This window comes from Staphylococcus simulans, assembly GCF_025561465.1.
In the GTDB taxonomy this organism is placed as follows: domain Bacteria; phylum Bacillota; class Bacilli; order Staphylococcales; family Staphylococcaceae; genus Staphylococcus; species Staphylococcus simulans.
On record NZ_CP095100.1, the window covers coordinates 1,144,117 to 1,169,874 of the forward strand.

Here is a 25,758-nt window from a genome sequence, read left to right on the forward strand (position 1 = left end):
GATAAAAAAGGTCTCTCTGACGTATTTACTCGTTCAGAGAGACCTTTTCATTTTATATTAAGTAATGCTTAACATACGATCTAAGCTTTCTTTCGCATATTTTGCTGTTTCAGCATCAACTTTGATGATGTTATCACGGTTGCCATCTAAAATTTTATCTAAACACCAAGCTAGGTGAGGAAGGTCAATACGGTTCATAGTCAAACATGAACACATTAATGGGTTTAATGAATCAATCGTGATGTCTGTGTAAGTATCTTTTAAACGATTCACTAAATTCATTTCAGTTCCGATTAACCAACGAGAACCTTTTGGTGCGTTTTTGATAGTTTCAATAATGTAGCGTGTTGAGCCTGCATAATCAGCAGCTTGTACCACTTCGAATTCACATTCAGGGTGTACAATCACATTGATTTCAGGATCACGTTCACGTGCTAAATCGATATGTGCTTTATGGAATTTCTCATGTACAGAACAATGACCTTTCCATAAAACAATACGTAAATCTTCAAGTTCGCCTTCATAAACAAGTTCTTTAGCAATTGGATCCCATACTGCCATTTGTTCAAGTGGAATGCCTAAATCATATGCTGTATTACGTCCTAAGTGTTGGTCAGGTAAGAATAAAATAACTTTACCTTGTTTCAATGCCCAATCCACTACTGATTTTGCGTTACCGCTAGTTACACATGAACCACCGTGTTCGCCAACGAACTTTTTAATCGCTGCAGTAGAATTGACATAAGTTAATGGCAAGATATCTAAGTTGAATTCTTGTGTTAAAACATCATAGCCATGTAAAGCTTGTGTGATATTTGCCATGTCTGCCATAGAACAACCAGCAGATAAATCTGGTAGATAAATGTCTTGGTGGTCGTCTGTTAAGATGTCTGCTGTTTCTGCCATAAAGTGTACACCGTTAAATACGAAGTATTCAGCAGCAGTATTTTCTTTACAGATACGACCAAGTTCTAATGAATCACCCGTAATATCGGCAAATTGAACGACCTCATCTTTTTGATAATGATGTGTCGGCATGAATAGGCGATCACCTAATTCATCTTTAATAGATTGAATATGTTGTTCTAACTCCTCAGTTGACATTTTAAGATACTTTTCAGGAATTTCCTTTGATACAGATAACATTGGGTTAAACATTTAAATCACAACCTTTGCAGAAATATCGAGCGCGTTTTGCGCATAAAATAGAGCACCCATTGAAATGAAATCTACGCCAGTTTCAGCGTACGCAACGACATTAGTTTCGTTAATATTACCAGAAGCTTCAGTTTGAATATGTTGAGGAACTGCTTTAAGATGTTCAGCAATCCATTCTGGTGTTTGGTTATCAAACATAATGATGTCTACATCTTGATTGATTGCTGTGTTAAGCATCTCTTCATTTTCAATTTCTACTTCAATTTTATCCATTGGACCTACAACTTTTTTAGCGTTTTGAATCGCAATTTCCATTGATTCAGAGAAAGCGATATGGTTATCTTTCAACATCAATCCATCATTTAAAGAACGACGATGGTTCAAACCACCTCCAACAGTCACCGCAAATTTCTCAAAGATACCTAAGCCTGGTGTTGTTTTTCTTGTATCAACAATGCGCGTAGAAGTATGCGCAATTTTTTCTGCGATACGATGTGTTTGTGTGGCAATACCTGACATACGTTGAATTAAGTTCAGAACAATACGTTCCATAGTAAGTAATACGTAAACAGGACCTGTAATTTCAGCGATGATATCACCAGGTTTGACTGTCTCACCATCTTTGATTTTTTGGTCGATATCGATGTGACTCTTTAATAACTTGAATCCTTCTTTGATAATAGTTTCGCCGCAAAAGATACCGTTATCTTTTGATTTTAAGTACATTGTACCTTGTTGTGTCTGATCAAAGATGTGTGTTGCTAAATCACCATATTGATTATCTTCAATGTAATATTGAGTGATTTTCTCTCTGACGAGTAGTGGATTTAACATGTTCCATGCCTCCTGAATTGATTTCAATAAGTTCAAATTGTAATTGCTTATCTTGATGTGGATAATCAAGTCTGTAATGTACGCCTCTTGATTCTTGACGAGCAAGCGCTGCTGTACAGACGATTTGTAGTAATTTGACAGTACAATAACGTTGCCATTTTGCTTTATCGACATATTCTGTTTCAGATGTTTCGAATAATGTCTGTTCAATTTCTTTCAAATAGTTTTGCATTTTAATTCCTTTACGTTCCACACCTAAAATGTCAAAACTTTTTTGTTGTAATTGTGCAGCTCTATCAGCTGAGATAGAAGGTATTTTAAATACTGGGTTAAAATGACTATGACTGACAGGTTGTAAAGTTTGATTTAACTTTTCGGCACATAAAGCACCCATAACTAAACCTTCTAATAATGAATTACTGGCTAAGCGGTTGGCACCATGAAAGTTTGTACAAGCAGCTTCTCCAATCGCATACACGCCTTCAAGACTTGTTGTTCCATCAATCTCTGATTTAATGCCGCCGACGGTATAGTGTGCGCCTGGTGTAACAGGGATACGTTGTTTGGCAATCGCTTCAGGATAATGTGCTTGAACAGCTTTGTAAATAGTAGGGAAACGCTCTGCAAAATTCGAAATCGTACTAATATCTAAAAAGACTTGGTGACCTTCTTGTTGTTGATGATAGATTGCACGACTAGTCACATCACGTGGAGCCAAGCTTTTCATCGGATGTATTTTATCCATAAATGGAATGTCTTGTTCATTGACTAGCACACCACCGTCACCTCTAACAGCTTCAGACACTAAACTATAGGCATGTTCAGGTTCACCTAATAAAGTAGGGTGGAATTGAATCATTTCCATACTTTCTAAAGCAATGTCATGACGTAATGCGACCACACATCCTGATGCAATGGTATGTGGTATATTAGAGTTAGTAGGGAAGAGGTTGTTAATACCTCCTGTTGCGAACACGACACTATCTGCTTCAATGATTTGTTGTTCGTCAGTACTATCTAAAACAAGTACGCCACAGACTTGATGATCATGGTTATAAATTAAATCAATGACTTCTGTTGATTCCATTATGGATAAGTGTGGATGAGAAAGATGTTCTACCATATGTTGTGCGATATACTTACCAGTTTGATCACCGCCAGCATGCAAAATTCTTGCAGCTGAGTGTGCGCCTTCCATTGCGTAATCTAAATGATGTGTGACTGGGTTTGAATCGAATGGGACACCTTCATCTACGAGTGCTTGAATCAAAGGATAGCTTTTCGTAATGACTTCTTGGATTACATTAAAATCTCCCATTTCAGCTCCGGCTTCATAAGTATCTTGGCTATGGCTGATTGCTTCATCTTCTTCTCTTTTTGAAAAACATATGCCACCTTGGGCAAAATTACTGTTGTTTTCAGCAAGCTTGTCCTTAGTGATACAAATCACTTCGATATCATCTTGTAATTGACGAACAAACGAGAGTGCAGCAATTCCGCTCCCAACGACAATGACACGTTTCATGTTTACACCTCTATTTACATTAATATATACAATTATGTTAACATATATGTATGCAATGATTTTGTCATAAAAGTAAGATAATTGCAAGTGGGGGAGAAAAGATATGATTTATTTAGATAATGCAGCGACAACACAACCATCAAAAGAAGCGCTGGCAATATATAATGAAGCACAACAAACGTTGTTTTTTAATAGTGAGAGTTTACATGTCGGTGGAGAAATGGCAAGAGAAGCTTTGAATTCTAGCCGACACTATATTCAAAAACATTTCAATACGGATAAAGAAGTTTTATTCTCAACAAGTGGATCACATGCAAACCAAATCGCAATTGATATTTATTTATCACAAGCACAAGAAGGAAAGGTTTTAGTTTCGCCTTATGAGCATCCTTCTATTTATGCAGCATTAGAACCATATAAAAAACAATTTGAAATCGTAGAAATGCCTTTAACAAACGAAGGTGCAATCGACTTAGCAGCTTTAGAAGCACTAGTAGATAATGAGACAGTATTGATTATTGCACAACATGTGAATTCTGAAATTGGTTATATTCTACCAGTGCATGAAATTGCTGAATTCGCACAAGCATACAATATTCCATTTCATGTGGATGGTGTACAAGCTGTACAAAAGATTGAAGATAAAGCGATTCAAGCTTTTACTTCATATGCGTTCTCTGGGCATAAATTTAAAGGTACTAAAGGTGTAGGGGCATTGTTGATTGAACACAAGTCAATGCGACCTACAAATATACATTACTTCCATGAAGAAGGTACACGTAATGGTACGTTAGACGTACCTGGCATCTTAGCAATGACAAGAGCTTTATCATTAGATGCGGGTTATGAACATTTAACAAAGCTCCATCAATATGCGACTGAACGTGCTTTAGCATCTGGTTTTAGTTTATTAAGAAATGATAAACAAGCACCTCATATTATTGGATTGTTAACACCGCAATTTGAAGGTCAATATATTATGCAATCTTTATCCAGCCGTAATATATGTATCTCAACTGGTACAGCATGCGGTCATGGTTTATTATTGAGTGAGGGTTTAATTGAGAAGATTAAACAAACAGAACATGAAGCGGATCAATATGTACGTATTTCATTTTCAAGCAATTCAACATTAGGTGAAATTGATACATGTTTTAATGAAATAGATAAGATATTAGAAGGAGTGGCTGCCCATGAGTCAAGCGGATCAGCGACGAACTGAAATCGTTGAACTCTTACAAAGTTCGACACGACCCATTAAAGGTTCAGAACTGAGTGAACGTTTTGGTGTCTCGCGACAAATTATCGTGAAAGATATCTCACACTTAAAAACGAAAGAATATGCGATCAGTTCAACAAGCAAAGGATACTTTATGGACATTGAACCTCAAGGAAAAAGCTGTAAACGTGTGGTAATGTGCCAACATGATTATGATGAGATGGAAGAAGAATTAAAACTTATCGTTGAAAATGGCGCAATGATTGATGATGTTTCTGTTGAGCATCCTGTATATGGCAGTATCCGTGCTGAATTGATGATTGAAACTGAAGAAGATATTCAAGCGTTTGTAGAAGAAATGACACGCTTTAAAGGGACAATGTTAGCGAAATTAACAGATGGTATTCATCTGCATACATTATCTGCAGACACTGAAAAGATCTTAGATAATGCGATAGATGATTTGAATCGAAATGGCTTTCTCGCAGAAAGCGAAGAAATGGTTTAAATATAAAATTAATAATCAGTAACTTAAAACTTGAAGCATGATTCGCGTTTTAAGTTGCTGAATTTTTATTAAGAGGGGATATAAAACAACGCAATATCTACTGTAACCTTAAAGAAATTTACAAAAGGAAAGCTTAAGCATCACTGATTTGTAAATAAAAAGAGACCATTTGCACTCTAAATATAAAAATTTATAACAATTATATATTTATTACACTTATTTCTAACAGAAACTGGTTGACGCAAGATAGGGAAGTCGATATACTAGGTATTGTCTTGAAAAAAGAGATAACAAATTCGAAACAACTTTAACGTTTTGAAAATAAAATTCACAAATTGTTAAAAAAGGTTTGACATTGGTTAACAAATTGTGATATGATGAATAGGTAAGTCGCAAGATTAATAATATTACCGCGGGATGGAGCAGTTCGGTAGCTCGTCGGGCTCATAACCCGAAGGTCGGTGGTTCAAATCCGCCTCCCGCAATACATATCTTTTTTCAAGGGGTCCCGTAGTGTAGCGGTTAACACGCCTGCCTGTCACGCAGGAGATCGCGGGTTCGATTCCCGTCGGGACCGCCATTATTAATTAAGGTTCAGTAGCTCAGTTGGTAGAGCAATGGATTGAAGCTCCATGTGTCGGCAGTTCGACTCTGTCCTGAACCATTCTTATTTTTATTATTTGTCTGGCGGTTGTGGTGAAGTGGTTAACACATCGGATTGTGGTTCCGACATTCGTGGGTTCGATTCCCATCAGCCGCCCCATAATCGTTAATGCGGGTGTAGTTTAATGGCAAAACCTCAGCCTTCCAAGCTGATGTTGTGGGTTCGATTCCCATCACCCGCTCCAAATTACTTATTATTCCACAGTAGCTCAGTGGTAGAGCTATCGGCTGTTAACCGATCGGTCGTAGGTTCGAGTCCTACCTGTGGAGCCACGGCTCCTTGGTCAAGCGGTTAAGACACCGCCCTTTCACGGCGGTAACACGGGTTCGAGTCCCGTAGGAGTCATTCAATCAGAAACGAATTATCGTTTCTGATTTTTTAATTTGTATACATGGAGAGTTGTCCGAGTTGGCCGAAGGAGCACGCCTGGAAAGTGTGTAGGCGCCACAAGCGTCTCGAGGGTTCGAATCCCTCACTCTCCGTTAATTGTTTTAGATAATAAAAGATTTACAGTAGCAAGTGCCAAATATGTGTCAGGAAAATAATTTTCTGACACGTTGGCCTTGCTCTTTTTTATGTCAATCAAGCAAATGTGAGTAAGTATCAACATAGTAAAAATTATCGAATGTCTTAATTCTATACTGATGTATATAATTGGAAGTTTTAGTTGATAATTAAGAGGTGTGAGTATGAATTAATGAATATTGTATTATATCATTATTATTCAATCTAATAATGTATTAGGAGGATAAAAGAATGGGTAGTGTAATAAGTACTCTTTTAGGCGCAGCTAGTGATAACATAGCTGAGCAAGCTAAAGAAGAATTAAAAACTGATGCTCTTGGTATGGGCGGTGAGATGATGGCAAATATAGCGTTAGATACTCTTGCAGGCTTTGTTCCAGTAGTGGGAAATGCTATCAGTGGGTATATGAGAAACAAAGCTATAAAAAATCAATGTTTATATATTAAAGAGTTGCATAAGCGGTTAGATATACTTGCACAAGCAAATGATACAGATGATGAAGAGTATAGTAAAAAGATAGATGATTTATATATATTAGGATCAGAAACCTCAGTTAAGGCAAAACAAGATGAGAAAATAAAATATATTTCTAATGGGGTTTTAAACTCCATAAAGCATGATTTTTCGTATGATATTTCAATACTGTATTTTTCTGTGCTTGATAGATTGACTATTTTGGAAATAGAGATATTAAATCAATATAGTATACCTTATTATGAAAGGGAAAATATGTGGGGAAGAAAGATAATTGATGATTTTAATATAACTGATACGGGATATGAAGCAGCAAAAAATAACTTATTAAAAAATGGATTGCTGCAGAATAAAACAGAAAATTATTTACAGCATGATATTGATAAACTTATTGATTCTATGGAAAAAGCTCAAAAAGATATAATTAGTATTGCTGATTATATCCAAAAAGGTAAGTCGAAAAAGAAATTAAGAATAAGTTATAATAAAAAGACTAATAATAAAACAAAAGATAGTGTATCTATATCAAAGCTAGGAAATGATTTCATAAAGTATTTTATTAGTGAAGATACATTATAATTTATATCTTTTTTATTGGCTCTCAGCTAAATAGGACTGGTTTTGCTCAACAGTCCTAATAGTATAGAGCCTTAAATTTAATTAACTACTTTGATAGTGTTAATCATTCATATAAATCAATGTATTTTTGAGTGAATTCCTCGTTAGAAATTTCTCCATTATCTCTTTGGAGTTGAAGACGAGCGCCTTCTTCTTGAATTGCATCATATTCTTCTCGACTATATCCATACTTTTCCATTTCTTGATAATTAAATTCCTCTTGTTGTTTTTGTTCTTCTGGAGTCAAACAGCCACCGACAGTACAATAAGTGCCATCTTCTTTATATTCTCCAAACATTGCGTCACCATTAGGGATATTACTGTTTTGGTTATTGTTAGGTGTTTGGTTTGTTTGGCTTTGTGTATTTTGTTGGTTCTCTTGAAAACCATTAACTTGTTCATTATTATTATTTGTATTTTGATTTGGATTATTTGAATTTGCTTGATCGTTTACGGATTCTTCATTTACTTGTTCTGTAGATTCACTATTTTCTTGTTTTTCTTGATTATTATTTTGTGCATTTTTCTTCTTCTGTGTTTTTTCCTTATTTTTAATCTCTTTTTCATGTGTTTTAGTTTCGTTTTTCGCAGTTTCTTTATTACTTTCATCACTATTACCACAAGCAGTTAATAGTAATAGGGAACTAAATAACGGTATAATTAACTTTTTCATGATTGGTTCATCCTTTTCTATGTATTTAGTTGTTTAATACCCATTTAAGTTAAAAGGAATCAACTAAATCAATTTTAATGTGAACTATTATTTGTTATCATTATAAAATTTCTTGTGTCGAAAATAACGCTTAGTGTATAATGCATTTGAATACAACACATGTGAATAAAAGTAGGAGTATTCATGCCTATTTAAGTTGAATGATTCAAAAAGGAGAGTTCATGCCTGTTTAAAGTTGAAGATTTCTAAAGAGGAGAGTTCATGCCTACTTAAGTTGAATTTTTAAAAGTAGTAGCCAATTGATGCATAATCATTTGGCTTTTTTATTTTTGTGAAGAGCCCTTTTCCCTTTGTAACTGGTCAATAGTACAAATAAATAGGCATTTACTAAAAATAACCACTTTCATAAATTGTTGATGAAAGTGGTTATATCTCATTGAATCATTTATTTTAATTTTAATGTGAAAGCATTAATCGCAACGATAATTGTACTTAAAGACATGAGTATTGCTCCGACAGCAGGTGAGAGTATTATACCCATAAAGGCTAGTACACCAGCTGCAAGAGGTACTGCAATGATGTTATATCCAGCACCCCACCATAAGTTTTGAACCATTTTCCGCATTGTATTTTTTGATAGGGTAAGGAAGTTAATAATATCAGAAGGATTACTTTTGACAAGTATGACATCACCTGATTCAACAGCTACGTCTGTGCCTGCACCGATTGCCATTCCGATGTCTGCTCTGACTAAACTTGGCGCATCATTAATGCCATCGCCGACCATCATTACTTTGCTGCCTTTTTTCTGATAATTTTTTATGATTCTTTCTTTATCTTCAGGCATTAATTGCGCATGAACATCTTTAATTCTCAATTCTTTAGCCACTGCTTGTGCTACTTCATGATTATCTCCTGTAAGCATAACTGGTGTGATGTTTTTCGCTATTAAATCTGAGACCATTTGTTTTGAACTTTCTTTGATTTGATCTCCTAGGGCGATAATGCCAATCACTTGTTGTTCATAAATTAAATAACTAATAGAGTTACCTTGCTGAGCAAGTTCTTTAAATTGTTTTTTATTATACTTCAAATCCTTTTTATCTAAATATGAGGCATTTACAATTTTAATTTCTTTACCATCAACACTGCCTTCTAATCCCACACCTGAAATATTATTAACATCTTCAGGATATGAATAAGAAATGTTTTCTTCTTTTGCATATTCGACAATTCCAACAGCGAGCGGATGTTCAGAGCTGCTTTCTAATGAAGCAAACAAACTTAATATTTCTTTATGACTAAATTCGTCAGTAAAACTTTCATAATGGTTAACTGAAAAATTTCCTTCAGTTAATGTACCTGTTTTATCCATCATAATATAATCGATGTGTTGTGCGATTTCTACAGATTCTCTATTTTTTATAATTAATCCATTATGTGCACCTATAGAAGTAGAACGTGCTGTAACTAAGGGTATAGCTAAACCTAAAGCGTGCGGACAAGCAATGACCAATACAGTTACTAAGCGTTCAAGCGCAAAATCAATATCGTTTTGTATCAGCATCCAAACAATAAACGCAATTAATCCACTAATTACTGCAAAATAAAATAAGTAACCTGCGACTTTATCAGAGAGAAGTTCTGCATCTGATTTATCATTTTGTGCTTGGCTAACTAACCCCATAACTTGAGATAAATAGCCATCTTCTCCAGTTGCAGTTACTTTAACTTGAATTGTACCAGAACCATTCATTGAACCACCGATAACTTTATCGTTCTTGTTTTTTAGAACTTTTTTAGATTCTCCAGTTACTAATGATTCATCAATCGATGTTTTACCTTCAACAATTATTCCGTCTGTTGGAATACTTTCACCAGCTTTGATTTCTACAATATCACCATTATGAATATCCGAGATTTTAAGTTTTTGACGTTGACCATCCTCAGTTACCTTAACTGCAGTATTGGGTAGTAGTTCGGCCATTTTTTTAAGGGCACTACTAGCACTGCCTACTGCGTTCATCTCAATCCAGTGGCCTAATAACATAATTATAATTAAAGTTGCTAACTCCCAGAAGAAATCCATTGTATGCGACGATGAATCACTAAAGTTATTCATGTAAAATGCATATAAACTATAGAAATAAGCTACTGAAATACCAAGTGCTACTAATGTCATCATGCCTGGTTTTTTAGAAGCGATTTCATCCTTAGCGCCTGATAAGAAGGGCATACCCCCATAAAAGAATAAAATGGTCGATAGAATTAAAACAATCCAGTCTGATCCAGAAAAAGTAACTTGAAATGGTAATTGAATACCCATCATAGGCGATAAAATAATAATCGGTATCGTGAAAATTAAAGAAATAAAGAATTTACGCTTAAAATTCCCATGATGATGCATGTGATGATCGTGACCGTTATCAGTCGTATGCTCATGGTGTTTATGTTGTCCATTTTTATGTGTATGTTCATGATTCGACAAAATAATACCTCCTAAATATATTGATATAGTAAATACAACTTTAGTATAACATATACGGTATAGGGGTATAGAGTATATGCAATTATGTTTCTTTTTCGCTAAGCAATCATCCACTCAGAATTACGTTTCAATCAATAGCAATTATGTTCATTCAAAGAGCGTTTGCTTATTTTGTTATGAGCTATATAGGTTCATATAACGCTAAGTAGTAGATAGTTAAAGAAATAAAAACATCCACTCCGATATGAAGTGGATGCATCTTATGATTTATTTTCTTTTTCTGTTGTATTGATCTCTGGATGATTGATCTCATCAACACTTTTTTGGCTGAAACGATAGATTTTTACCATTGCTGGTTTGGATAATGCCAAGAATGATAAAAATGTTGCTAAGAATGAAAAGTGTGTCACGTTTAGTACGAATAACATCGGCACAAAAATTAAGACAAAAAGTGCAATGAATAATATCAATGGCAGTATTTTGATTAATATATTTTTAACTGTACCTTTAGTTAGGCGAGTCAGTATGAACAGGATTATCCCGATTAGAAATAAGGGGATAATGATTGTAGTCAAAGTTGCGACATAAGCTTCAGCATATCTATTCCAATCAAGATGAATAATATAATACATAGAAGAATCAGTTGGAATATCTAGTCTGAATAAGTTACTACCGTAATTTTTGTATAAATAGTAAACGATAAGTAGTAATAATATAATTGAGCCGCAATATTTCATGATAGTGCGTGGCATTTTATTAGATGATTGGCGCAAAACAATTCCCTCATTTCATGCAATTTCTATTATTATCTTATAACTCTATATTGAATACAATAGAAATACAGAAATAGATACGACTTTTATACGAGGTGCATGATGAATACGCGTGGTACAATAGTGGTAAGAGTAATATAAGAAAAACTTTAACATTATTTCGAAATAAGGTGATAGACATGAAACGCTCAGATAGAAATCAACCTGATTATGACCGCTATAATCGAGACCCACGTGACTCAAGAGATGGACACGATCCAAGATATCGTGATACACGTGAAGAAGAGTACCGCAGACGTTCTGATGAAGATGGTCGTTATTATAATGAACGTGATTACAGACGTGAACGTATGTTGGAAGATGAGAATCGTAAAAATAGTAAATGGAAAAAAGGTTTGGCCGCCATTGTAGTTATCTTATTGATTGTTGTAGCAATATTTATAGTTAGAAATATGATGCAGCCAAAAGATAGCACAGAAACCGCAAATCAAAATGCGCAAACACAACCTAATAGCTCACAAACTCAAAAACCAGTGACAAATAACTATAAAGAAATCATTCGTGAGAAAGAAACAGTCATTAAAGAAAAAATTGAAAGTGCTAAAAACAACATTCAAAATGGTCAAAATAGCCAGAATGCGATTGAATCTGCACAAAATGAAGTTAACCAATTAAAAGATAAAGCTTCAAATGCGACAGATCAAAATGTCACTGACCAATATCAAAATGCGGTTGATAAATTAAAACAAGCAAACCAAGCGCAACAAAATGGTGAAAATCAATCTAAAGTAGATAGTTTATTAAATGATATCGATAGTAAACTACAAACGATTAAAGATAAACTAAGTCAACTGTTCAATTAAATATGAAAGAAATGAGAGGGTGCAACGCGCATCCTCTTTTTCAATTCGAAAATTAAGGGAAACTACTTGAATTTTGTTATGATAGATAGGTAGAGATTATGGGAGGAAGATAGTATGGATTTTTGGTTAAAACAAAGCGCAGAGCGTGTTCCTGAAAATATCGCATTAGACGATGGAGCAACAAAACTTACATACGCGAACGTGTATCAATCAGCAAAACAATATGCATATGTATTTAAACAACTAAATCAAAAGAGAATTGCATTTTATATAGATAATCGTATAGATGCGGCTTTAATGATTTATGGTGCATGGTTAGCTGGTATAGAAGCAGTCATGATTAATACACGACTTACATACAAAGAAATTAAAGCGCAACTTAAATCTGTACACACAGATATAATCATTGCCACATTACCATTAGAATTAGATGATTTTACCATTATAAATTGGAGTGAAGTTGAACAACGTCGCTCAACACAAACTTATGAGACTGAACTGGATTTAAACCGTATCGCTTCGATTATGTTTACTTCAGGAACGACAGGTCCGCAAAAGGCAGTACCCCAAACTTTTAATAACCATTTAGCAAGTGCGAATGGATGCAGAGAAAGCTTAGGTTTTGATAGTAATACGAAATGGTTATCTGTCTTGCCGATTTATCACATTTCAGGTTTAAGTGTGTTACTGCGCAGTATCATTGAAGGTTTTACAGTCAGATTAATGCAGAAATTTGAAACAAAAACGGTATTAAAAGCGATTCAAAGTGAACAGATTACCCACATTTCACTCGTGCCGCAAACTTTAGGTTGGATGATGGACGCAGGTTTAACACAACCTTATCAACTTCAAAAAATACTGCTTGGCGGTGCGAAATTATCTGATGATTTAATTCATAACGCCTTGAAAGCGGATTTACCGATTTATAATTCATTTGGTATGACAGAAACGTGTTCACAATTTTTAACCGCTTCTCCATCCATGCTTAAACAAAATCCTAACACAGTAGGGAAACCGAGCCCTAACGTTCAAGTTAAGATTATCAATCCAAACCATGAAGGACATGGAGAACTCTTATTAAAAGGTGACAACGTTATGGAAGGTTATCTATATCCTGAAAATCTGACAGATGTATTTGAAGATGGCTACTTTAAAACAGGTGATATCGCAAGTGTAGATATGGATGGCTTTGTGATGGTTTATGACCGCAGAAAAGATTTGATTATCAGCGGTGGAGAAAACATTTATCCTTATGAAATCGAAACAGTTGCGAAACGTTTTGACGGTATTACAGATGCAATGTGTTATGCCAAAGATGATAATACTTGGGGACAAGTGCCGGCATTATTTTATACGAGTGAAAAAGATATAAATCATGACGCATTAGATACCTTTTTAAAAGAGGAATTAGCGAAATATAAAGTGCCGAAATACTATCAACAAGTGACAATATTGCCTTATACATCTACAGGTAAATTAAAACGTGGAAAGCTAGAGGAATAAGCATGCGTTTTGAATCGATTCTATTTTATACGTATGAAGTAGCATTTAAGCATCAGATTAAAACGCCTAAAGTCACTCTAGAAACAAGAAAAGTCTTAGTGATCGGATTGAAAAATGAGCACGGACAAACTTATTTCGGCGAATGTAATGCCTTTGAAACAGATTGGTATGATAAAGAGACAATAGAGAGTGTGTATGAAACATTGAAACAATGGTTTAATACAGTCCTCAAAGATAAAGAGATAGAAACCTTTGATGAAGCTAAAGTATTGTTGAACCACTTGAATCACGCACCTGCAGCGAGAAGTACTGTTGCGATGGCGTTATATCAAGTTTTCCATCATCTTCCTTCATTCGAGGTTCAGTATGGTGCAACGATAAGTGGTTTATCAACTGAAAATTATCAGCAACTATTAGAAACAAAACCAAAGCGTATTAAATTAAAGTGGTCGCCAAAAGTTATTGCTGACATCGAACAGCTACAAAATTTACCATTTAACCCATGGATCGCATTAGATGCGAATGAATCTTTAACGAATCAAGATATAGCAACTTTAAAAAAAGTTCAAAACCTTGAAGATATCTTGTATATCGAGGAGCCTTTTAAGGATTTAGAAATGTTGAAAACCTTATCTCCAAAAGTTATCCCACCTGTAGCAATAGATGAGAAAGCAAGAGATGTCTCAAGCATTTTAACCTTGATTGAACAATATCCGATTGATACAGTGATTTTAAAGCCTTTCAGACTTGGCGGCATAGATAAAATATTAGATGCGATAGACAGCTTGCATCGACAAAACATTAAAGTAGTGATCGGCGGTATGTATGAATATGGATTAAGCCGCTATTTTACTGCTTATCTAAGTCAGTATGCTGACTATCCTGGGGATGTAACGCCTTATGGCTATTATTTTGATCAGGAGTTTACACAAGAAAACGGCATATTAAAAAGGGGACACTTATACTTTGCGCCCCCTGAAATTGATGTGGATCAATTAAAAATTTATTCATTATGATGGTGATGATGACAATGTTGATGTTTGTCATGCTTTAATGGCACTGGGTCAAATCCACCTTTATGAAGCGGATGACATTTTGAAATGCGTTTGATACCAAGCCATGTTCCTTTGATTGGGCCATGGATTTCAATAGCTTCTTTTGTATAGTTTGAACATGTAGGGTAGAAGCGGCATGTAGGAGGTGTCAACGGTGAAATAAAATGTTGATATATCCATATTAAGCCGAGTAAGAGCTTCTTCAAATTAATCCCTCCAACTGATTTGTCTCAATTCGTAACGAATCTATTTTAGCATATATAATAAAAGGATGTGATAGAACGTGATTATACATGATCAATTTGATAAAGAAATTCGGTTGAATTTTACACAACCACAAGATAAACCAAATGGGGAACACGTTCTTGCGATCGCATTTCTCAATGATAGTTATCTTTTAACTAGACATAAAAAAAGAGGGATAGAATTTCCAGGTGGGAAAATAGAACAGGGTGAAAGTAGCGAATCAGCAATTGTTCGTGAAGTCTATGAAGAAACTGGCGGGATTGTTGCTGAGATGACGTATGTTGCGCAATATACCGTATATCACCCAGAAGGGACGAAATGGTTTACGAAAGATGTCTTTGCGGTGCAAGTAGACACTTTAGAAAGTAAAAACGATTATTTAGAAACAGCAGGCCCTGTGACGTGTAAACATTTAGATGAAATTTCGGATGAAGAAAAGAGTTTCTTATTAGAAGACGAAGCGATATTAAAATGTGTAGAAAGAGTGATAGAACTTGGACTTTATCAAAAGAAAGAGGATGCCGATTGATCTCACAACGCATCGTGGTGAAGAAGTAACTTACCTTGTAGATGATTTACGAGTCAAAGGACTTATGATTACACCTAAACAGTCTGTAAAGCGCATTGTAGTCTATTTACGTGGCGGTAAAGGAAAAGTAGGGCGTGTCAGAACTGGACGTCTATTACAGTTTGCGAATGATCATACGTTAGTTTTCGGACCTTACTATCGCGGTAACAATGGCAGTGAAGGCAGAGATGAATTCAGTGGTGATGATTTGCATGATGTGACACAAGCGATCCGTATATTAAAAATATTATATCCAGAAGCTTTTGTGCATATAATTGGTTTCTCTCGAGGTGGATTACAAGGATTATTAACATTCCAAGATTTACCAGCAGACAGCTATATTACTTGGGGCGGTGTATCTGACTTGCATTTGATGTATGAAGAGCGAGTGGATTTAAGAGGGATGTTACGTCGTATGGTAGGGCATCCTAAAAAAGATTTAGCTGCTTATCAAGAAAGAGAAGCTTTACAATATATTGACGCAAATAGTCCACCGATTTTAATTATTCATGGCGGTGAAGATATTCAAGTTGGTATTCATCAAGCTTATTATTTAGAAAATTACTTGAAAAAAATCGGACATCGTTATCAAACGTATTATCAACCTAAGGAAGGACATATTCCGAGACCGAAAGCATTAAAACAAGTATTACAAGTGATACATCAATGGATGAACGATGTTGAAGCAAAAAAGATATAAAAATTCCGAGAAAGGGGTGACCTCTCTCGGAATTTTTTATTTCTATATTTAATTAGGCTTGGAATCCGCCTTTTTCACCGATTTCATCGTTCTCTTCACCGAATTTCTTAAAGTTTTCAACGAAACGTGATTTCAAGTCTTCAGCTTGTTCACGGTATGCGTCTTTATCACTCCAAGCGTTGATTGGTTGTAGAATTGAATTTGGTACGTCTTCAATTTCAGTTGGAATACTTAAACCGAATGCTTCATCTTTTTCGAATGCAGCATCTTTTAAGTCGCCTTTAATCGCAGCGTCTACCATGCGACGTGTATATTTAAGGCTGATACGACGACCTACGCCATATTTTCCACCAGTCCAGCCTGTATTCACTAAGTAAACATCCACATCGTGTTTATCGATTAATTCACCTAATAATTCTGCATAAACTTTAGGGTTTAATGGCAAGAACGGTGCACCGAAGCAAGTTGAGAATGAAGGAACTGGTTCAGTAATACCACGTTCAGTACCTGCAAGCTTAGATGTGAAACCACTTAAGAAGTGATACAGTGCTTGTGCTTTGTTTAATTTAGAGATTGGCGGTAACACACCAAATGCATCTGCAGTAAGGAAGATGATTGTATTTGGGTGTGCAGCTTTAGATGGTTTAGCAATGTTTTTAATGTAATCAATCGGATAAGCAGCACGCGTATTTTCAGTGTGCTCGTTATCATCGAAATCAACTGAACCATCATCAGCAACGACTACGTTTTCTAAAATTGTACCGTAGCGGATTGCGTTGAAAATTTCAGGTTCTTTCGTTTTTGAAAGGTTGATTGCTTTAGCGTAGCAGCCGCCTTCAATGTTGAAAATACCATTTTGGTTCCAACCGTGTTCATCATCTCCGATTAATTTACGGTCAGGTGCTGCAGATAATGTTGTTTTACCAGTTCCTGATAAACCGAAGAATAAAGCAACATCACCTTTTTCGCCAACGTTGGCTGAGCAATGCATACTCATGATGTCTTGTTGTGGTAATAAATAGTTCATGACTGAGAAAATACCTTTTTTCATTTCACCCGCATATTCAGTTCCCCCGATTAAGATAACGCGGTGTTTGAATGAAACAATCACGAATGTTTCTGATTTTGTACCATCTACTTCAGGATTAGCTTTGAAGTGTGGTGCTGAAACAATTGTGAAGTTTGGTTTGATTTTTTGAGCTTCTTCTTTTGAAGAAGGGCGGATGAACATATTTTTCGCGAATAAATTATGCCATGCCATTTCGTTCACTACTGTTAAACGTAGTTGTGTATCTTCGTCGCTGCCTGCATAACCATTGAAGACATAAAGTTCATCTTTTTGATCTAAATAGTCTAAAACTTTGTCGTAAAGTCTTAAGAATGTATCTTCTTCAATAGGTTGGTTGATTGAACCCCAGTCAATCGTATCTCTATAAGAAGGTTCATTTACAATAAATTTGTCTTTAGGTGAACGTCCAGTGTATTGACCTGTCAGTGCATTGATAGCCCCAAGCTCTGTCAGTTCCCCTTCGTTGTTGTCCAGAATCTTGTTGTACAATTGTGTAGTTGTGAGTTGGAAAAGTGATGAAGACTTTCCAATCAAATGATCCAACTTATTACGGTTAGTTTGTGCATCTACTGCCATTTTAAAAACCCCTCCAGCGCGTAAGTATTGTTAATAATTGTAAGCCTTTACATTTTCATAGTATAACATAATATGCCGATTATTCCATAACAGATTTAAGATTTTAGACATATAGAATTGACAAGCCTAAAGAGTTTGGGTAGTATTGTGATTAACGGATTCTCTTATCCTGAGTGGCGGAGGGACATGGACCCAAAGAAGCCCAGCAACCTCTCCTTATCGGAGAAAGGTGCCAAACCGTTTGCAAATGTCATTAAAGATGTTTGAACGATAAGAGCGAAAGGACGTTTAAGGGCTTTCTCTCTATGTTTATATAGTTTGAAAGTCCTTTTTTATTTGAGCTCGTAGATAGAGAATTTTCGTAATCAAAATCAAAAGGAGTCAGTTATGTCGAATAATAGAAAATTGTTTACGTCAGAATCTGTTACAGAAGGGCATCCTGATAAAATAGCGGACCAAATTTCAGACGCTATTCTGGATGAATTATTAAAGAAAGATCCGGATGCAAGAGTAGCTTGCGAAACAGTAGTCACTACGGGAATGGCTATGATTGTCGGAGAAATTTCTACAGCAACTTATGTTGATTTTCCTAAGGTTGTCCGTGATACAGTAGCAGAAATCGGTTATACGAGAGCGAAATATGGTTATGATAGTCAAACAATGGCTGTGATGTCAGCAATTGATGAGCAATCACCAGATATCGCACAAGCAGTAGACACTGCTTTAGAATATAGAAATGAAATTACGGAAGAGGAAATTGAAAGTACAGGTGCAGGTGACCAAGGTTTAATGTTTGGTTATGCGACGAATGAAACAGATACGTATATGCCGACACCTATTTACTTCTCACACCAACTTGCGAAACGTTTATCAGATGTCAGAAAAGATGGTACATTAACTTACTTAAGACCAGACGGTAAAGTACAAGTTACTGTTGAGTATGATGAAAATGATAAACCAGCACGTATTGATACGATTGTTATTTCAACACAACATGCTGAAGATGCGTCATTAGATCAAATTCAACGTGATATCAGAACACATGTGATTGATCCAATCGTACCAGCTGAGTTATTAGATGAAGAAACTAAATTTTTCATTAACCCGACAGGTCGTTTTGTGATTGGCGGACCTCAAGGTGACGCTGGTTTAACAGGACGTAAGATTATTGTAGATACTTATGGTGGTCTTGCACGTCATGGCGGTGGTTGCTTCAGTGGTAAAGATCCTACAAAAGTAGACCGTTCAGCAGCATATGCAGCACGTTATGTGGCTAAAAATATTGTTGCAGCAGGATTAGCAGATAAATGTGAAGTACAACTTGCATACGCTATCGGTGTAGCAGAACCTGTATCTATTTCAATTGATACATTTGGAACTGGTAAAGTTTCTGAAGGAAAATTGGTAGAAGCGGTAAGAGCTAACTTTGACTTGCGTCCAGCAGGTATCATTAAAATGTTAGACTTAAAACGTCCTATTTATAAACAAACAGCAGCTTATGGTCACTTTGGCCGTACGGATGTTGCTTTACCATGGGAACGTGTAGATAAAGTAGATGCATTAAAAGAAGCTGTTCAAGCATAACTATACAGTTTTTGAATTTGTGACATTTTATTATCGATACATTCGATATTTTCCTTTATAATTGGGAGTAAGATATGTAAAGGAGCGGAATATGTTATGGGACCATTAGAAATTGGTTTGATTGCAGCAATTGTCGTCGCTGTTATCTTCTTTGTCTTATTCTTAGTTGTCTTAAACAGTAAGAAAAAGGCTAAGTTGAAAGCAGAGGAACAATATGAGGCAAAAGAAAGAAGTATAAAAGAAAATTATGAAGACGAGCTTGAAAAAGAACGCGTCGAACATAAAAAAGCGGTCACAAAACAACGCGCTGATTTCGATGAAACAGTGACAGCAAAAGATCGTGAAATCGATGCGCTGAAGCTCTTCTCGAAAAATCATAGTGAGTATGTGACAGACATGCGTTTAATCGGTATCAGAGATCGTTTGGTTAAAGAAAAACGTATTCGACCAGAAGATATGCATATTATGGCGAATATCTTCTTACCTAAAAATGATTTTAATGCGATTGATCGTATCAGTCATTTAGTCTTAACACGTACAGGCTTATACATTATCGATTCTCAATTACTTAAAGGACATGTTTATAATGGCATCAGTCAAGAACAATTCGGTACATTACCAACCATTGAACAAGTCTTTGATGTGTTGGATTTAGATAAACGTCATCCTCAAACATTAGTGTTAGATGAAAATGATGATAAGCAATCAGCTTCATTTGTAAACTACTCAAATCAATTAAAAGAAGTTGAGCACTTAGCAGATACATTGAAGCGCGAATTGAATTTGAAATATACACCAATGGCATTACTTTATTTCAATCCTAAAAATGAAGGTGCAGTGACAATTTCAAATTACGCACAAACAACAAATACTAAAGTACTAGTTGGACCAGAACAATTAGATGAATACTTTAATAAATTCGTTTTCCATGGACGTATTCAATATAATGTTGAAGACTTACAACGTGTTATGGAAGAAATTGAATCATTTAATTAATACAATATGCACTGTTGACTGTAATTTTACAGTTAGCAGTGCATTTTTAATTCAAAATGTTTTACAGTTTTATTCATTGTGCATAGCATAAAGGTAAAGCAACAATGCAAGGAGAGAGAAAATGAATACATTTACGCTATATAATGGACAAACGATGCCACAATTGGGACTTGGCACATATAGAATTGAAAATAGTGATGAATTAGCACAACGTGTATCATTTGCGATAGAACACGGTTATCGCAGTATAGATACAGCTGCACGCTATGGAAATGAAGAAAAAGTAGGAGAAGGCATTAAAAAAGGTATTCAAGCCGCTGGCATACACCGCTCAGATTTATTCATTACCTCAAAACTATGGTTAGATGATTACGGCAGAATGAATGTAGAAGAAGCTTATCAACGAACTTTAGATAAACTTGATTTAGATTATTTAGATTTATATTTAATGCATTGGCCTGGCTCTAATGAAGAAGAAATGATTGATACATGGAAAGGCATGGAAGATTTATTAAAACAAAATAAAGTTAAAAATATTGGTGTCAGCAACTTTCAACCGCATCATTTAGAAAGTTTGTTGTCACATGCATCGATTAAACCAGTGATTAATCAAATAGAATTTCATCCTTATTTAACACAAAATGATTTAAGGTTGTATCTTAAAGCGCAACGTATTCAAGCAGAAGCTTGGTCACCATTTATGAACGGCGACATCTTAAAAGATGAAACAATTCAAGCTATCGCTGACGAAGTAGAGAAGTCACCTGCGCAAGTTGTATTGAGATGGCATATTCAACATGATGTTATTGTGATTCCTAAATCCATTACACCTTCACGCATTAAAGAAAATATCAACGTGTTTGACTTTGAGCTATCCGATGACCAAATGAAACGTATAGATCTATTAAATCAAAATAAAAGTATAGACGCAGATGTACCATCTTATAAATCATATTAATCAAAAAGAAGCGTTACCCTTTACAGTGAGTTGTAAAAGATAACGCTTCTTTTATGCGATAACATAACCGATTAGGCATGCGATAAAGCATAATCCATATTGTAAAAAGCTATACGCAATAAAAAGCATACGTTGTGACTTAGTGGTCAACATATTGGTTAATTCCAGTGATAGGGTAGAGAATGTAGTTAAACCACCTAAAAATCCTACAATAATCAATGGAGACAACCAAGCTTGTGCAATTGCGATACCTGATAGCAAGCTGATTAAGAAACTGCCTACTAAGTTGACAATAAGCGTTGCTATTGGCAGCTGAGTAGATAGTTTTGAACAGCTATTTGTGACAGCTGCACGGACTACAGCGCCTAAACCGCCACCAAGCATTACTAATAAAAGGTTACTCATGACTTAAGGCACCTCCAGCTTTACTACCGATATAGCATACTGCTAAACCAAGAATATAGCTTGAAATCGCGTAGACAAAAAGTAAAATATATTGCTGATGTTCAAACATTTTTACCAGTTCAAATTGAAATGTAGAGAACGTGGTTAATGCACCTAAAAATCCAGTTGTAATTCCTTTTTTAAGTAAAGGATTAGATTTAAAAGTTTGAATTACCAAGACGGAGACTAAACCCATAAAAAAGGCACCCGCTAAGTTAGCAATAAAAGTTCCGATTGGGAATCCTTGGCCATGATTTAATTGTGAAAAGACAAATCGCAGCAAGGCACCTAGTGCGCCTCCTACGAACACATATAAATACTGCAAAATATCGCCTCGTTACATTTTTAATATATAAATAATGCTACTGTTATAGTGGATTGTCAATTAAAATTTAATCATACCAAATGAGATTAAAGAAGTAACGATATGAATAACAATCACTATAAATAAGATGATAGGTAATATTTTACTGGCTTTACGAATCCAATCTGTACGTTCTTTTGAATGTTTAATAGATTTATCTGCTAAAATGATCGCAATAATTAGGATAATTGCATTAACAACACTGCTTGTAATTATTTTTTTCGCAATTGAATGAAACTGCTCGTTTAACAGTGGATTATACATGTTAAAGTTAAAACTGATGATAATAAGGATTATAGTAAGGTAAAAATAAAGTTTTGACCGTGACATGATGACCTCCGTTTCTGTACATTCTTTTATAATATCATAAAATTTTAGAGGGTTGTGGTTTCTTTTTTAAACCTTTATTAACAATTCTGCTGTGAGTTAATCAATCGCGATTTAAACGGGGGAATGTTATAATCAAGTTACTTTAGACAGCATTGAAAGTTAACAGTAATAAGGAGGCACTTATTTTATGGTAAAAGCAGATTTGAATGTAGAAGTATTTGCGGATGGTGCAGATATTGAAGAAATGAAAAAAGCTTACAAAAATAACGAGGTAGACGGATTCACAACAAACCCGAGCTTAATGGCTAAAGCAGGTGTTACAGATTATAAAGCATTCGCTGAGGAAGCTGTGAAAGAAATTCCAGATGCTTCAATTTCATTTGAAGTATTTGCGGATGATTTAGAAACAATGGAAAAAGAAGCGGAAATTTTAAAACAATATGGTAAAAATGTTTTCGTTAAAATTCCAATTGTGAATACAAAAGGTGAGTCTACAATTCCTTTAATTAAAAGATTATCAGCTGACGGCGTACAATTAAACGTAACTGCAGTATACACTTTAGAACAAGTTAAAGAAATTACAGATGCAGTCACAGAAGGTGTTCCAACTTATGTTTCTGTCTTTGCAGGACGTATTGCGGACACTGGTGTGGATCCATTACCACTAATGAAAGAATCTGTAGAAGTAACACATTCTAAAAAAGGCGTAAAATTATTATGGGCAAGTTGTCGTGAATTATTTAATGTCATTCAAGCAGATGAAATTGGTGCAGATATTATCACATGCCCAGCAGGCGTTATCAGCAAAATTCCAAATATCGGCAGAGATATCAATGAATTATCAGTAGATACTGTTGAAGGATTTGCGAAAGATATTCAAAAATCAGGACTTTCAATTCTATAATTAAATGAGAAATCTAGTATCATGATAATTGATTCTAGTATAAAATAAAGGCAGAAATAATCTTTACCAAGGTATCAGTCCTTATCGTAAAGTTATTTCTGCCTCTTTTTAAAATTTTACCAGGCAGGTGTATAGATGTCGTGAAAAAAGAGCAATTTGAAACTAAAGTAAAAAAGCAACTTTGGTTCCTAAATAAGAAAGAAAAAGATCAGTTGAACCAAGTTTTAAAGGATTTAGAAAACGATCAGACTGATACATTAACTTATAAACAGCCTATCAAGTTTTCAAATCAATTTTTAAGAACGCATATCTTTAAAAAGCGTCATCAAGGGACAGCCTCACTATTCTTAATTATTGTTGGGATGCTACTTATCAATGCATTATTACTAGGTTTATTTTTATTTGGTTTACTAACGAGTTTAAGTGTCGTTCAATATTTTGTAAATCCACAAGTCGATTTATCACTTGTACAATTAGCATTAATTCTAATAGGTGGCATTATATCGCTGATCGTCGCAAGTATTTTAATGAAAATCGTTACAGCATTCTTTACAAAAAAGTTGTTAGAAAATCGCTTTAATCAGCGTCATGAAAAGTCATAAAATGTAAGAAGATACATTCTAACCACTTACGATGCACAAATGAGTAATGGGCGTTTACGACTAACTGCACACCATTTTTAAAGATCAGTCTTGTCGTATAGCGTTCTTGTTTTAGACCTATGATTTCCAAACCATTTACAAAGTACTGGATAGGTGCACGTTTATTCTGTATAGGGAATAAAATGGTTTGTTGATTCACGATTAATGGCAAGTGTTTACGAATATTGAGCATTTGTTTCAATTCATATGATGCATATTTAGATTGAGGTGATTCACGTCTTAATAATGCATTCATATAAGATTTTAACGGCACTTTCGTTAAACCATGAAACATGTTGTAAACACATTCTATTTGGAAAGTGTGATGAGGGTAGGAAGTGAAATATAAAATTCTTGGACGTTCACAAACAACCATTATGACATCTCTCCTTTAAGAAAGTGTTTTAAAGGTGCAAGTTTATGGCGAACTTGCATTTGATACTTTCTGATTGTAGTCGCTGACTTCTTCATCAAAGTTTGTATTTCGAACTGTTTATAACCACATAATTTTAAATTCAACCACATGCGTTCATAGTCATTAAGCAGCAAGTAATATTCAGATGCGATCAACTGCGTGAGATAATTGTAATCTGAGTAATCACTTGCATCTTTAATATCGGAGATGATTGCTTGATTACTCTCTTCTAAAACTTTACTTTTCTTTCTAAATAAATCGATGAGATAGTAGTTCAGCCTTTGAAATAAATAACCGCTCATGCTATTATGAATGGACGTATCAAATTGTCGTAATAATGACCACATTTTGATGGATAAAAGTTGGGCATATTCGTCAATATCATACTTAATATTATATCTTTTTAATAAAGCATAAATGATACCCTGGTGTCGGATGATTAATGTCTCTATGTTCATCACTTCACACTTTCAATCTTTGTACATAACATATTATTTCTGGTTGGTTTGAGTTTAACGAAGCGGATTAATTCTTTCATTTGCTAAATGTACAAAATAGGTGTTAAATAGAAGGGTAGAATTAAATAATTTAACAAAATAAATTGTAGTTTTCGACATAATAAGCATGATTAAACATAATTTACTAATAGATGGGAGGATTCCATGGATTACGCACACTTGAATTTAGAACACTTTTTCGCACGCCATGATGAATTGGATATGATTAAAGATAGTTCAGATTTTGTAATGATTAATAATATGACAAATGAAATGATGTATCGTGATGGCAAAATTGAAGGTACAATCGATTTGAACCGTTACTACTATAAGAATAGATCAGAAGCAGCTAGTTTTATAATTATGGAGTACAAACGCCCGGAATAATTAAAAACGAAAGCTAGTATTCGCCTGTTTATTACAGAAATGTCTGTAGATAAATAGGCTGTTTTTTATTTGAAGGATGTTATTTTGCACGAATCATGTACTGAGGTTATAGAAATGTTATTGAAAGAATACAGCAATATTACATTCTGACTTCAAGCACGTTCTATGGAATAAGATATGATAGAATGGTGGTTGGATA

27 protein-coding genes, 8 tRNA genes and 1 riboswitch are annotated in these 25,758 nt (G+C 34.9%); of the genes, 22 read left to right on the forward strand and 13 right to left on the reverse strand.

The features are described from left to right. Nucleotides 1–57 precede the first annotated feature (57 nt). From nadA to MUA87_RS05290, 3 genes are read right to left on the reverse strand one after another with little or no spacing between them, the layout of a single operon-like run. On the reverse strand, nucleotides 58–1,158 hold the full coding sequence (nadA, locus tag MUA87_RS05280) for a quinolinate synthase NadA (RefSeq protein ID WP_262551362.1): 1,101 nt from the start codon (nucleotides 1,156–1,158) through the stop codon (nucleotides 58–60). After that, the gene (gene nadC / locus MUA87_RS05285; RefSeq protein ID WP_002481271.1) at nucleotides 1,159–1,992 is read right to left on the reverse strand and encodes a carboxylating nicotinate-nucleotide diphosphorylase; all 834 of its coding nucleotides are present in this window, start codon (nucleotides 1,990–1,992) and stop codon (nucleotides 1,159–1,161) included. Next, the gene (locus MUA87_RS05290; RefSeq protein WP_262551363.1) at nucleotides 1,943–3,517 is read right to left on the reverse strand and encodes an L-aspartate oxidase; all 1,575 of its coding nucleotides are present in this window, start codon (nucleotides 3,515–3,517) and stop codon (nucleotides 1,943–1,945) included. Before MUA87_RS05290 ends, nadC begins: the two co-directional genes overlap by 50 nt. Nucleotides 3,518–3,620: 103 nt before the next feature. Here MUA87_RS05290 and MUA87_RS05295 point away from each other — a divergent pair, with 103 nt between their 5' ends. From MUA87_RS05295 to MUA87_RS05345, 11 genes are all read left to right on the forward strand, one after another. Beyond that, entirely contained in the window at nucleotides 3,621–4,739 is a 1,119-nt protein-coding gene (locus MUA87_RS05295) for a cysteine desulfurase family protein (RefSeq protein WP_262551364.1), read from the forward strand. Next, nucleotides 4,711–5,244 (forward strand): transcription repressor NadR, encoded by a 534-nt coding sequence (locus MUA87_RS05300; RefSeq protein WP_002481268.1) that lies wholly within the window; start codon nucleotides 4,711–4,713, stop codon nucleotides 5,242–5,244. Before MUA87_RS05295 ends, MUA87_RS05300 begins: the two co-directional genes overlap by 29 nt. Nucleotides 5,245–5,655: 411 nt before the next feature. Next, nucleotides 5,656–5,729, forward strand: a tRNA-Met gene (locus MUA87_RS05305). A 19-nt stretch (nucleotides 5,730–5,748) separates the two neighbouring features. Continuing rightward, nucleotides 5,749–5,824: transfer RNA gene (locus MUA87_RS05310), tRNA-Asp, on the forward strand. Nucleotides 5,825–5,835: 11 nt separating this feature from the next. Beyond that, nucleotides 5,836–5,908 (forward strand) — tRNA-Phe (locus MUA87_RS05315). Nucleotides 5,909–5,931: 23 nt separating this feature from the next. Next, nucleotides 5,932–6,007, forward strand: a tRNA-His gene (locus tag MUA87_RS05320). A gap of 11 nt (nucleotides 6,008–6,018) precedes the next feature. Then, a tRNA-Gly gene (locus MUA87_RS05325) sits at nucleotides 6,019–6,092 on the forward strand. A gap of 13 nt (nucleotides 6,093–6,105) precedes the next feature. Continuing rightward, a tRNA-Asn gene (locus MUA87_RS05330) sits at nucleotides 6,106–6,180 on the forward strand. 1 nt (nucleotide 6,181) lies between these two features. Beyond that, nucleotides 6,182–6,253, forward strand: a tRNA-Glu gene (locus tag MUA87_RS05335). 48 nt (nucleotides 6,254–6,301) lie between these two features. Further along, nucleotides 6,302–6,390, forward strand: a tRNA-Ser gene (locus MUA87_RS05340). Between the two features lie 274 nt (nucleotides 6,391–6,664). Continuing rightward, the gene (locus tag MUA87_RS05345; protein ID WP_262551365.1) at nucleotides 6,665–7,486 is read left to right on the forward strand and encodes a DUF4112 domain-containing protein; all 822 of its coding nucleotides are present in this window, start codon (nucleotides 6,665–6,667) and stop codon (nucleotides 7,484–7,486) included. A gap of 103 nt (nucleotides 7,487–7,589) precedes the next feature. On the opposite strand, the gene MUA87_RS05350 is transcribed toward MUA87_RS05345, so the two are convergent. From MUA87_RS05350 to MUA87_RS05360, 3 genes are all read right to left on the reverse strand, one after another. Beyond that, nucleotides 7,590–8,198: a hypothetical protein gene (locus tag MUA87_RS05350; RefSeq protein WP_262551366.1), complete on the reverse strand. Its 609-nt coding sequence runs from the start codon at nucleotides 8,196–8,198 to the stop codon at nucleotides 7,590–7,592. A gap of 445 nt (nucleotides 8,199–8,643) precedes the next feature. Continuing rightward, nucleotides 8,644–10,686: a heavy metal translocating P-type ATPase gene (locus MUA87_RS05355; RefSeq protein ID WP_262551367.1), complete on the reverse strand. Its 2,043-nt coding sequence runs from the start codon at nucleotides 10,684–10,686 to the stop codon at nucleotides 8,644–8,646. Nucleotides 10,687–10,946: 260 nt separating this feature from the next. Then, on the reverse strand, nucleotides 10,947–11,459 hold the full coding sequence (locus MUA87_RS05360) for a hypothetical protein (protein ID WP_002481264.1): 513 nt from the start codon (nucleotides 11,457–11,459) through the stop codon (nucleotides 10,947–10,949). Nucleotides 11,460–11,638: 179 nt separating this feature from the next. Here MUA87_RS05360 and MUA87_RS05365 point away from each other — a divergent pair, with 179 nt between their 5' ends. The 3 genes from MUA87_RS05365 to menC all read left to right on the forward strand — a co-directional run bounded on the left by MUA87_RS05365 (nucleotide 11,639) and on the right by menC (nucleotide 14,841). Then, nucleotides 11,639–12,322, forward strand: coding sequence for a hypothetical protein (locus MUA87_RS05365; protein ID WP_262551368.1), 684 nt, complete (start codon nucleotides 11,639–11,641; stop codon nucleotides 12,320–12,322). A gap of 114 nt (nucleotides 12,323–12,436) precedes the next feature. Beyond that, a complete protein-coding gene (menE, locus tag MUA87_RS05370; protein WP_262551369.1) occupies nucleotides 12,437–13,825 on the forward strand; it encodes an o-succinylbenzoate--CoA ligase in 1,389 nt (462 codons plus the stop codon). A gap of 2 nt (nucleotides 13,826–13,827) precedes the next feature. After that, nucleotides 13,828–14,841, forward strand: a complete 1,014-nt coding sequence (gene menC, locus MUA87_RS05375) for an o-succinylbenzoate synthase (RefSeq protein WP_262551370.1) — start codon at nucleotides 13,828–13,830, stop codon at nucleotides 14,839–14,841. On the opposite strand, the gene yidD is transcribed toward menC, so the two are convergent. Continuing rightward, entirely contained in the window at nucleotides 14,829–15,086 is a 258-nt protein-coding gene (gene yidD, locus MUA87_RS05380) for a membrane protein insertion efficiency factor YidD (protein WP_262551371.1), read from the reverse strand. The two genes, menC and yidD, sit on opposite strands and share 13 nt — an antisense overlap. Nucleotides 15,087–15,163: 77 nt before the next feature. Between yidD and ytkD the strand changes: the two genes are divergently transcribed. Further along, on the forward strand, nucleotides 15,164–15,655 hold the full coding sequence (ytkD, locus tag MUA87_RS05385; protein ID WP_002481259.1) for an RNA deprotection pyrophosphohydrolase: 492 nt from the start codon (nucleotides 15,164–15,166) through the stop codon (nucleotides 15,653–15,655). Then, entirely contained in the window at nucleotides 15,621–16,394 is a 774-nt protein-coding gene (locus tag MUA87_RS05390; RefSeq protein ID WP_070626290.1) for an alpha/beta hydrolase family protein, read from the forward strand. The genes ytkD and MUA87_RS05390 overlap by 35 nt, the downstream gene beginning before the upstream one ends. 52 nt (nucleotides 16,395–16,446) lie before the next feature. Here MUA87_RS05390 and pckA read toward each other — a convergent pair whose 3' ends face one another. Then, nucleotides 16,447–18,039, reverse strand: a complete 1,593-nt coding sequence (pckA, locus tag MUA87_RS05395; RefSeq protein ID WP_262551372.1) for a phosphoenolpyruvate carboxykinase (ATP) — start codon at nucleotides 18,037–18,039, stop codon at nucleotides 16,447–16,449. 161 nt (nucleotides 18,040–18,200) lie between these two features. Continuing rightward, nucleotides 18,201–18,316: riboswitch (SAM riboswitch) on the forward strand. A gap of 110 nt (nucleotides 18,317–18,426) precedes the next feature. Between pckA and metK the strand changes: the two genes are divergently transcribed. The 3 genes from metK to MUA87_RS05410 all read left to right on the forward strand — a co-directional run bounded on the left by metK (nucleotide 18,427) and on the right by MUA87_RS05410 (nucleotide 21,577). After that, a complete protein-coding gene (gene metK / locus MUA87_RS05400) occupies nucleotides 18,427–19,623 on the forward strand; it encodes a methionine adenosyltransferase (RefSeq protein ID WP_057509773.1) in 1,197 nt (398 codons plus the stop codon). A 96-nt stretch (nucleotides 19,624–19,719) separates the two neighbouring features. Further along, nucleotides 19,720–20,619, forward strand: coding sequence for an NERD domain-containing protein (locus tag MUA87_RS05405; protein ID WP_002481255.1), 900 nt, complete (start codon nucleotides 19,720–19,722; stop codon nucleotides 20,617–20,619). A gap of 121 nt (nucleotides 20,620–20,740) precedes the next feature. After that, a complete protein-coding gene (locus tag MUA87_RS05410; RefSeq protein WP_002481254.1) occupies nucleotides 20,741–21,577 on the forward strand; it encodes an aldo/keto reductase in 837 nt (278 codons plus the stop codon). A gap of 51 nt (nucleotides 21,578–21,628) precedes the next feature. Here the strand turns inward: MUA87_RS05410 and MUA87_RS05415 are convergent, their stop codons facing one another. From MUA87_RS05415 to MUA87_RS05425, 3 genes are read right to left on the reverse strand one after another with little or no spacing between them, the layout of a single operon-like run. After that, nucleotides 21,629–21,982, reverse strand: a complete 354-nt coding sequence (locus MUA87_RS05415; protein ID WP_002481253.1) for a fluoride efflux transporter FluC — start codon at nucleotides 21,980–21,982, stop codon at nucleotides 21,629–21,631. Further along, entirely contained in the window at nucleotides 21,975–22,346 is a 372-nt protein-coding gene (crcB, locus tag MUA87_RS05420; protein ID WP_023016005.1) for a fluoride efflux transporter CrcB, read from the reverse strand. Before crcB ends, MUA87_RS05415 begins: the two co-directional genes overlap by 8 nt. Nucleotides 22,347–22,406: 60 nt before the next feature. Further along, nucleotides 22,407–22,715 carry a hypothetical protein gene (locus tag MUA87_RS05425; protein ID WP_002481251.1) on the reverse strand — a complete coding sequence of 103 codons (309 nt, stop codon included), beginning with the start codon at nucleotides 22,713–22,715 and terminating at the stop codon, nucleotides 22,407–22,409. A 187-nt stretch (nucleotides 22,716–22,902) separates the two neighbouring features. Between MUA87_RS05425 and MUA87_RS05430 the strand changes: the two genes are divergently transcribed. Both MUA87_RS05430 and MUA87_RS05435 read left to right on the forward strand, forming a co-directional pair. Next, entirely contained in the window at nucleotides 22,903–23,619 is a 717-nt protein-coding gene (locus tag MUA87_RS05430) for a transaldolase (RefSeq protein ID WP_002481250.1), read from the forward strand. A 140-nt stretch (nucleotides 23,620–23,759) separates the two neighbouring features. Next, nucleotides 23,760–24,221: a hypothetical protein gene (locus tag MUA87_RS05435; protein WP_023016003.1), complete on the forward strand. Its 462-nt coding sequence runs from the start codon at nucleotides 23,760–23,762 to the stop codon at nucleotides 24,219–24,221. Here MUA87_RS05435 and MUA87_RS05440 read toward each other — a convergent pair. Together MUA87_RS05440 and MUA87_RS05445 are read right to left on the reverse strand one after the other, a co-directional pair. Beyond that, entirely contained in the window at nucleotides 24,196–24,555 is a 360-nt protein-coding gene (locus MUA87_RS05440) for a hypothetical protein (RefSeq protein WP_142397401.1), read from the reverse strand. The genes MUA87_RS05435 and MUA87_RS05440 overlap by 26 nt on opposite strands. A gap of 80 nt (nucleotides 24,556–24,635) precedes the next feature. Continuing rightward, entirely contained in the window at nucleotides 24,636–25,133 is a 498-nt protein-coding gene (locus MUA87_RS05445; protein WP_002481247.1) for a sigma factor, read from the reverse strand. A gap of 204 nt (nucleotides 25,134–25,337) precedes the next feature. Between MUA87_RS05445 and MUA87_RS05450 the strand changes: the two genes are divergently transcribed. After that, nucleotides 25,338–25,559, forward strand: a complete 222-nt coding sequence (locus MUA87_RS05450; protein WP_023016000.1) for a hypothetical protein — start codon at nucleotides 25,338–25,340, stop codon at nucleotides 25,557–25,559. Nucleotides 25,560–25,758: the final 199 nt, after the last annotated feature.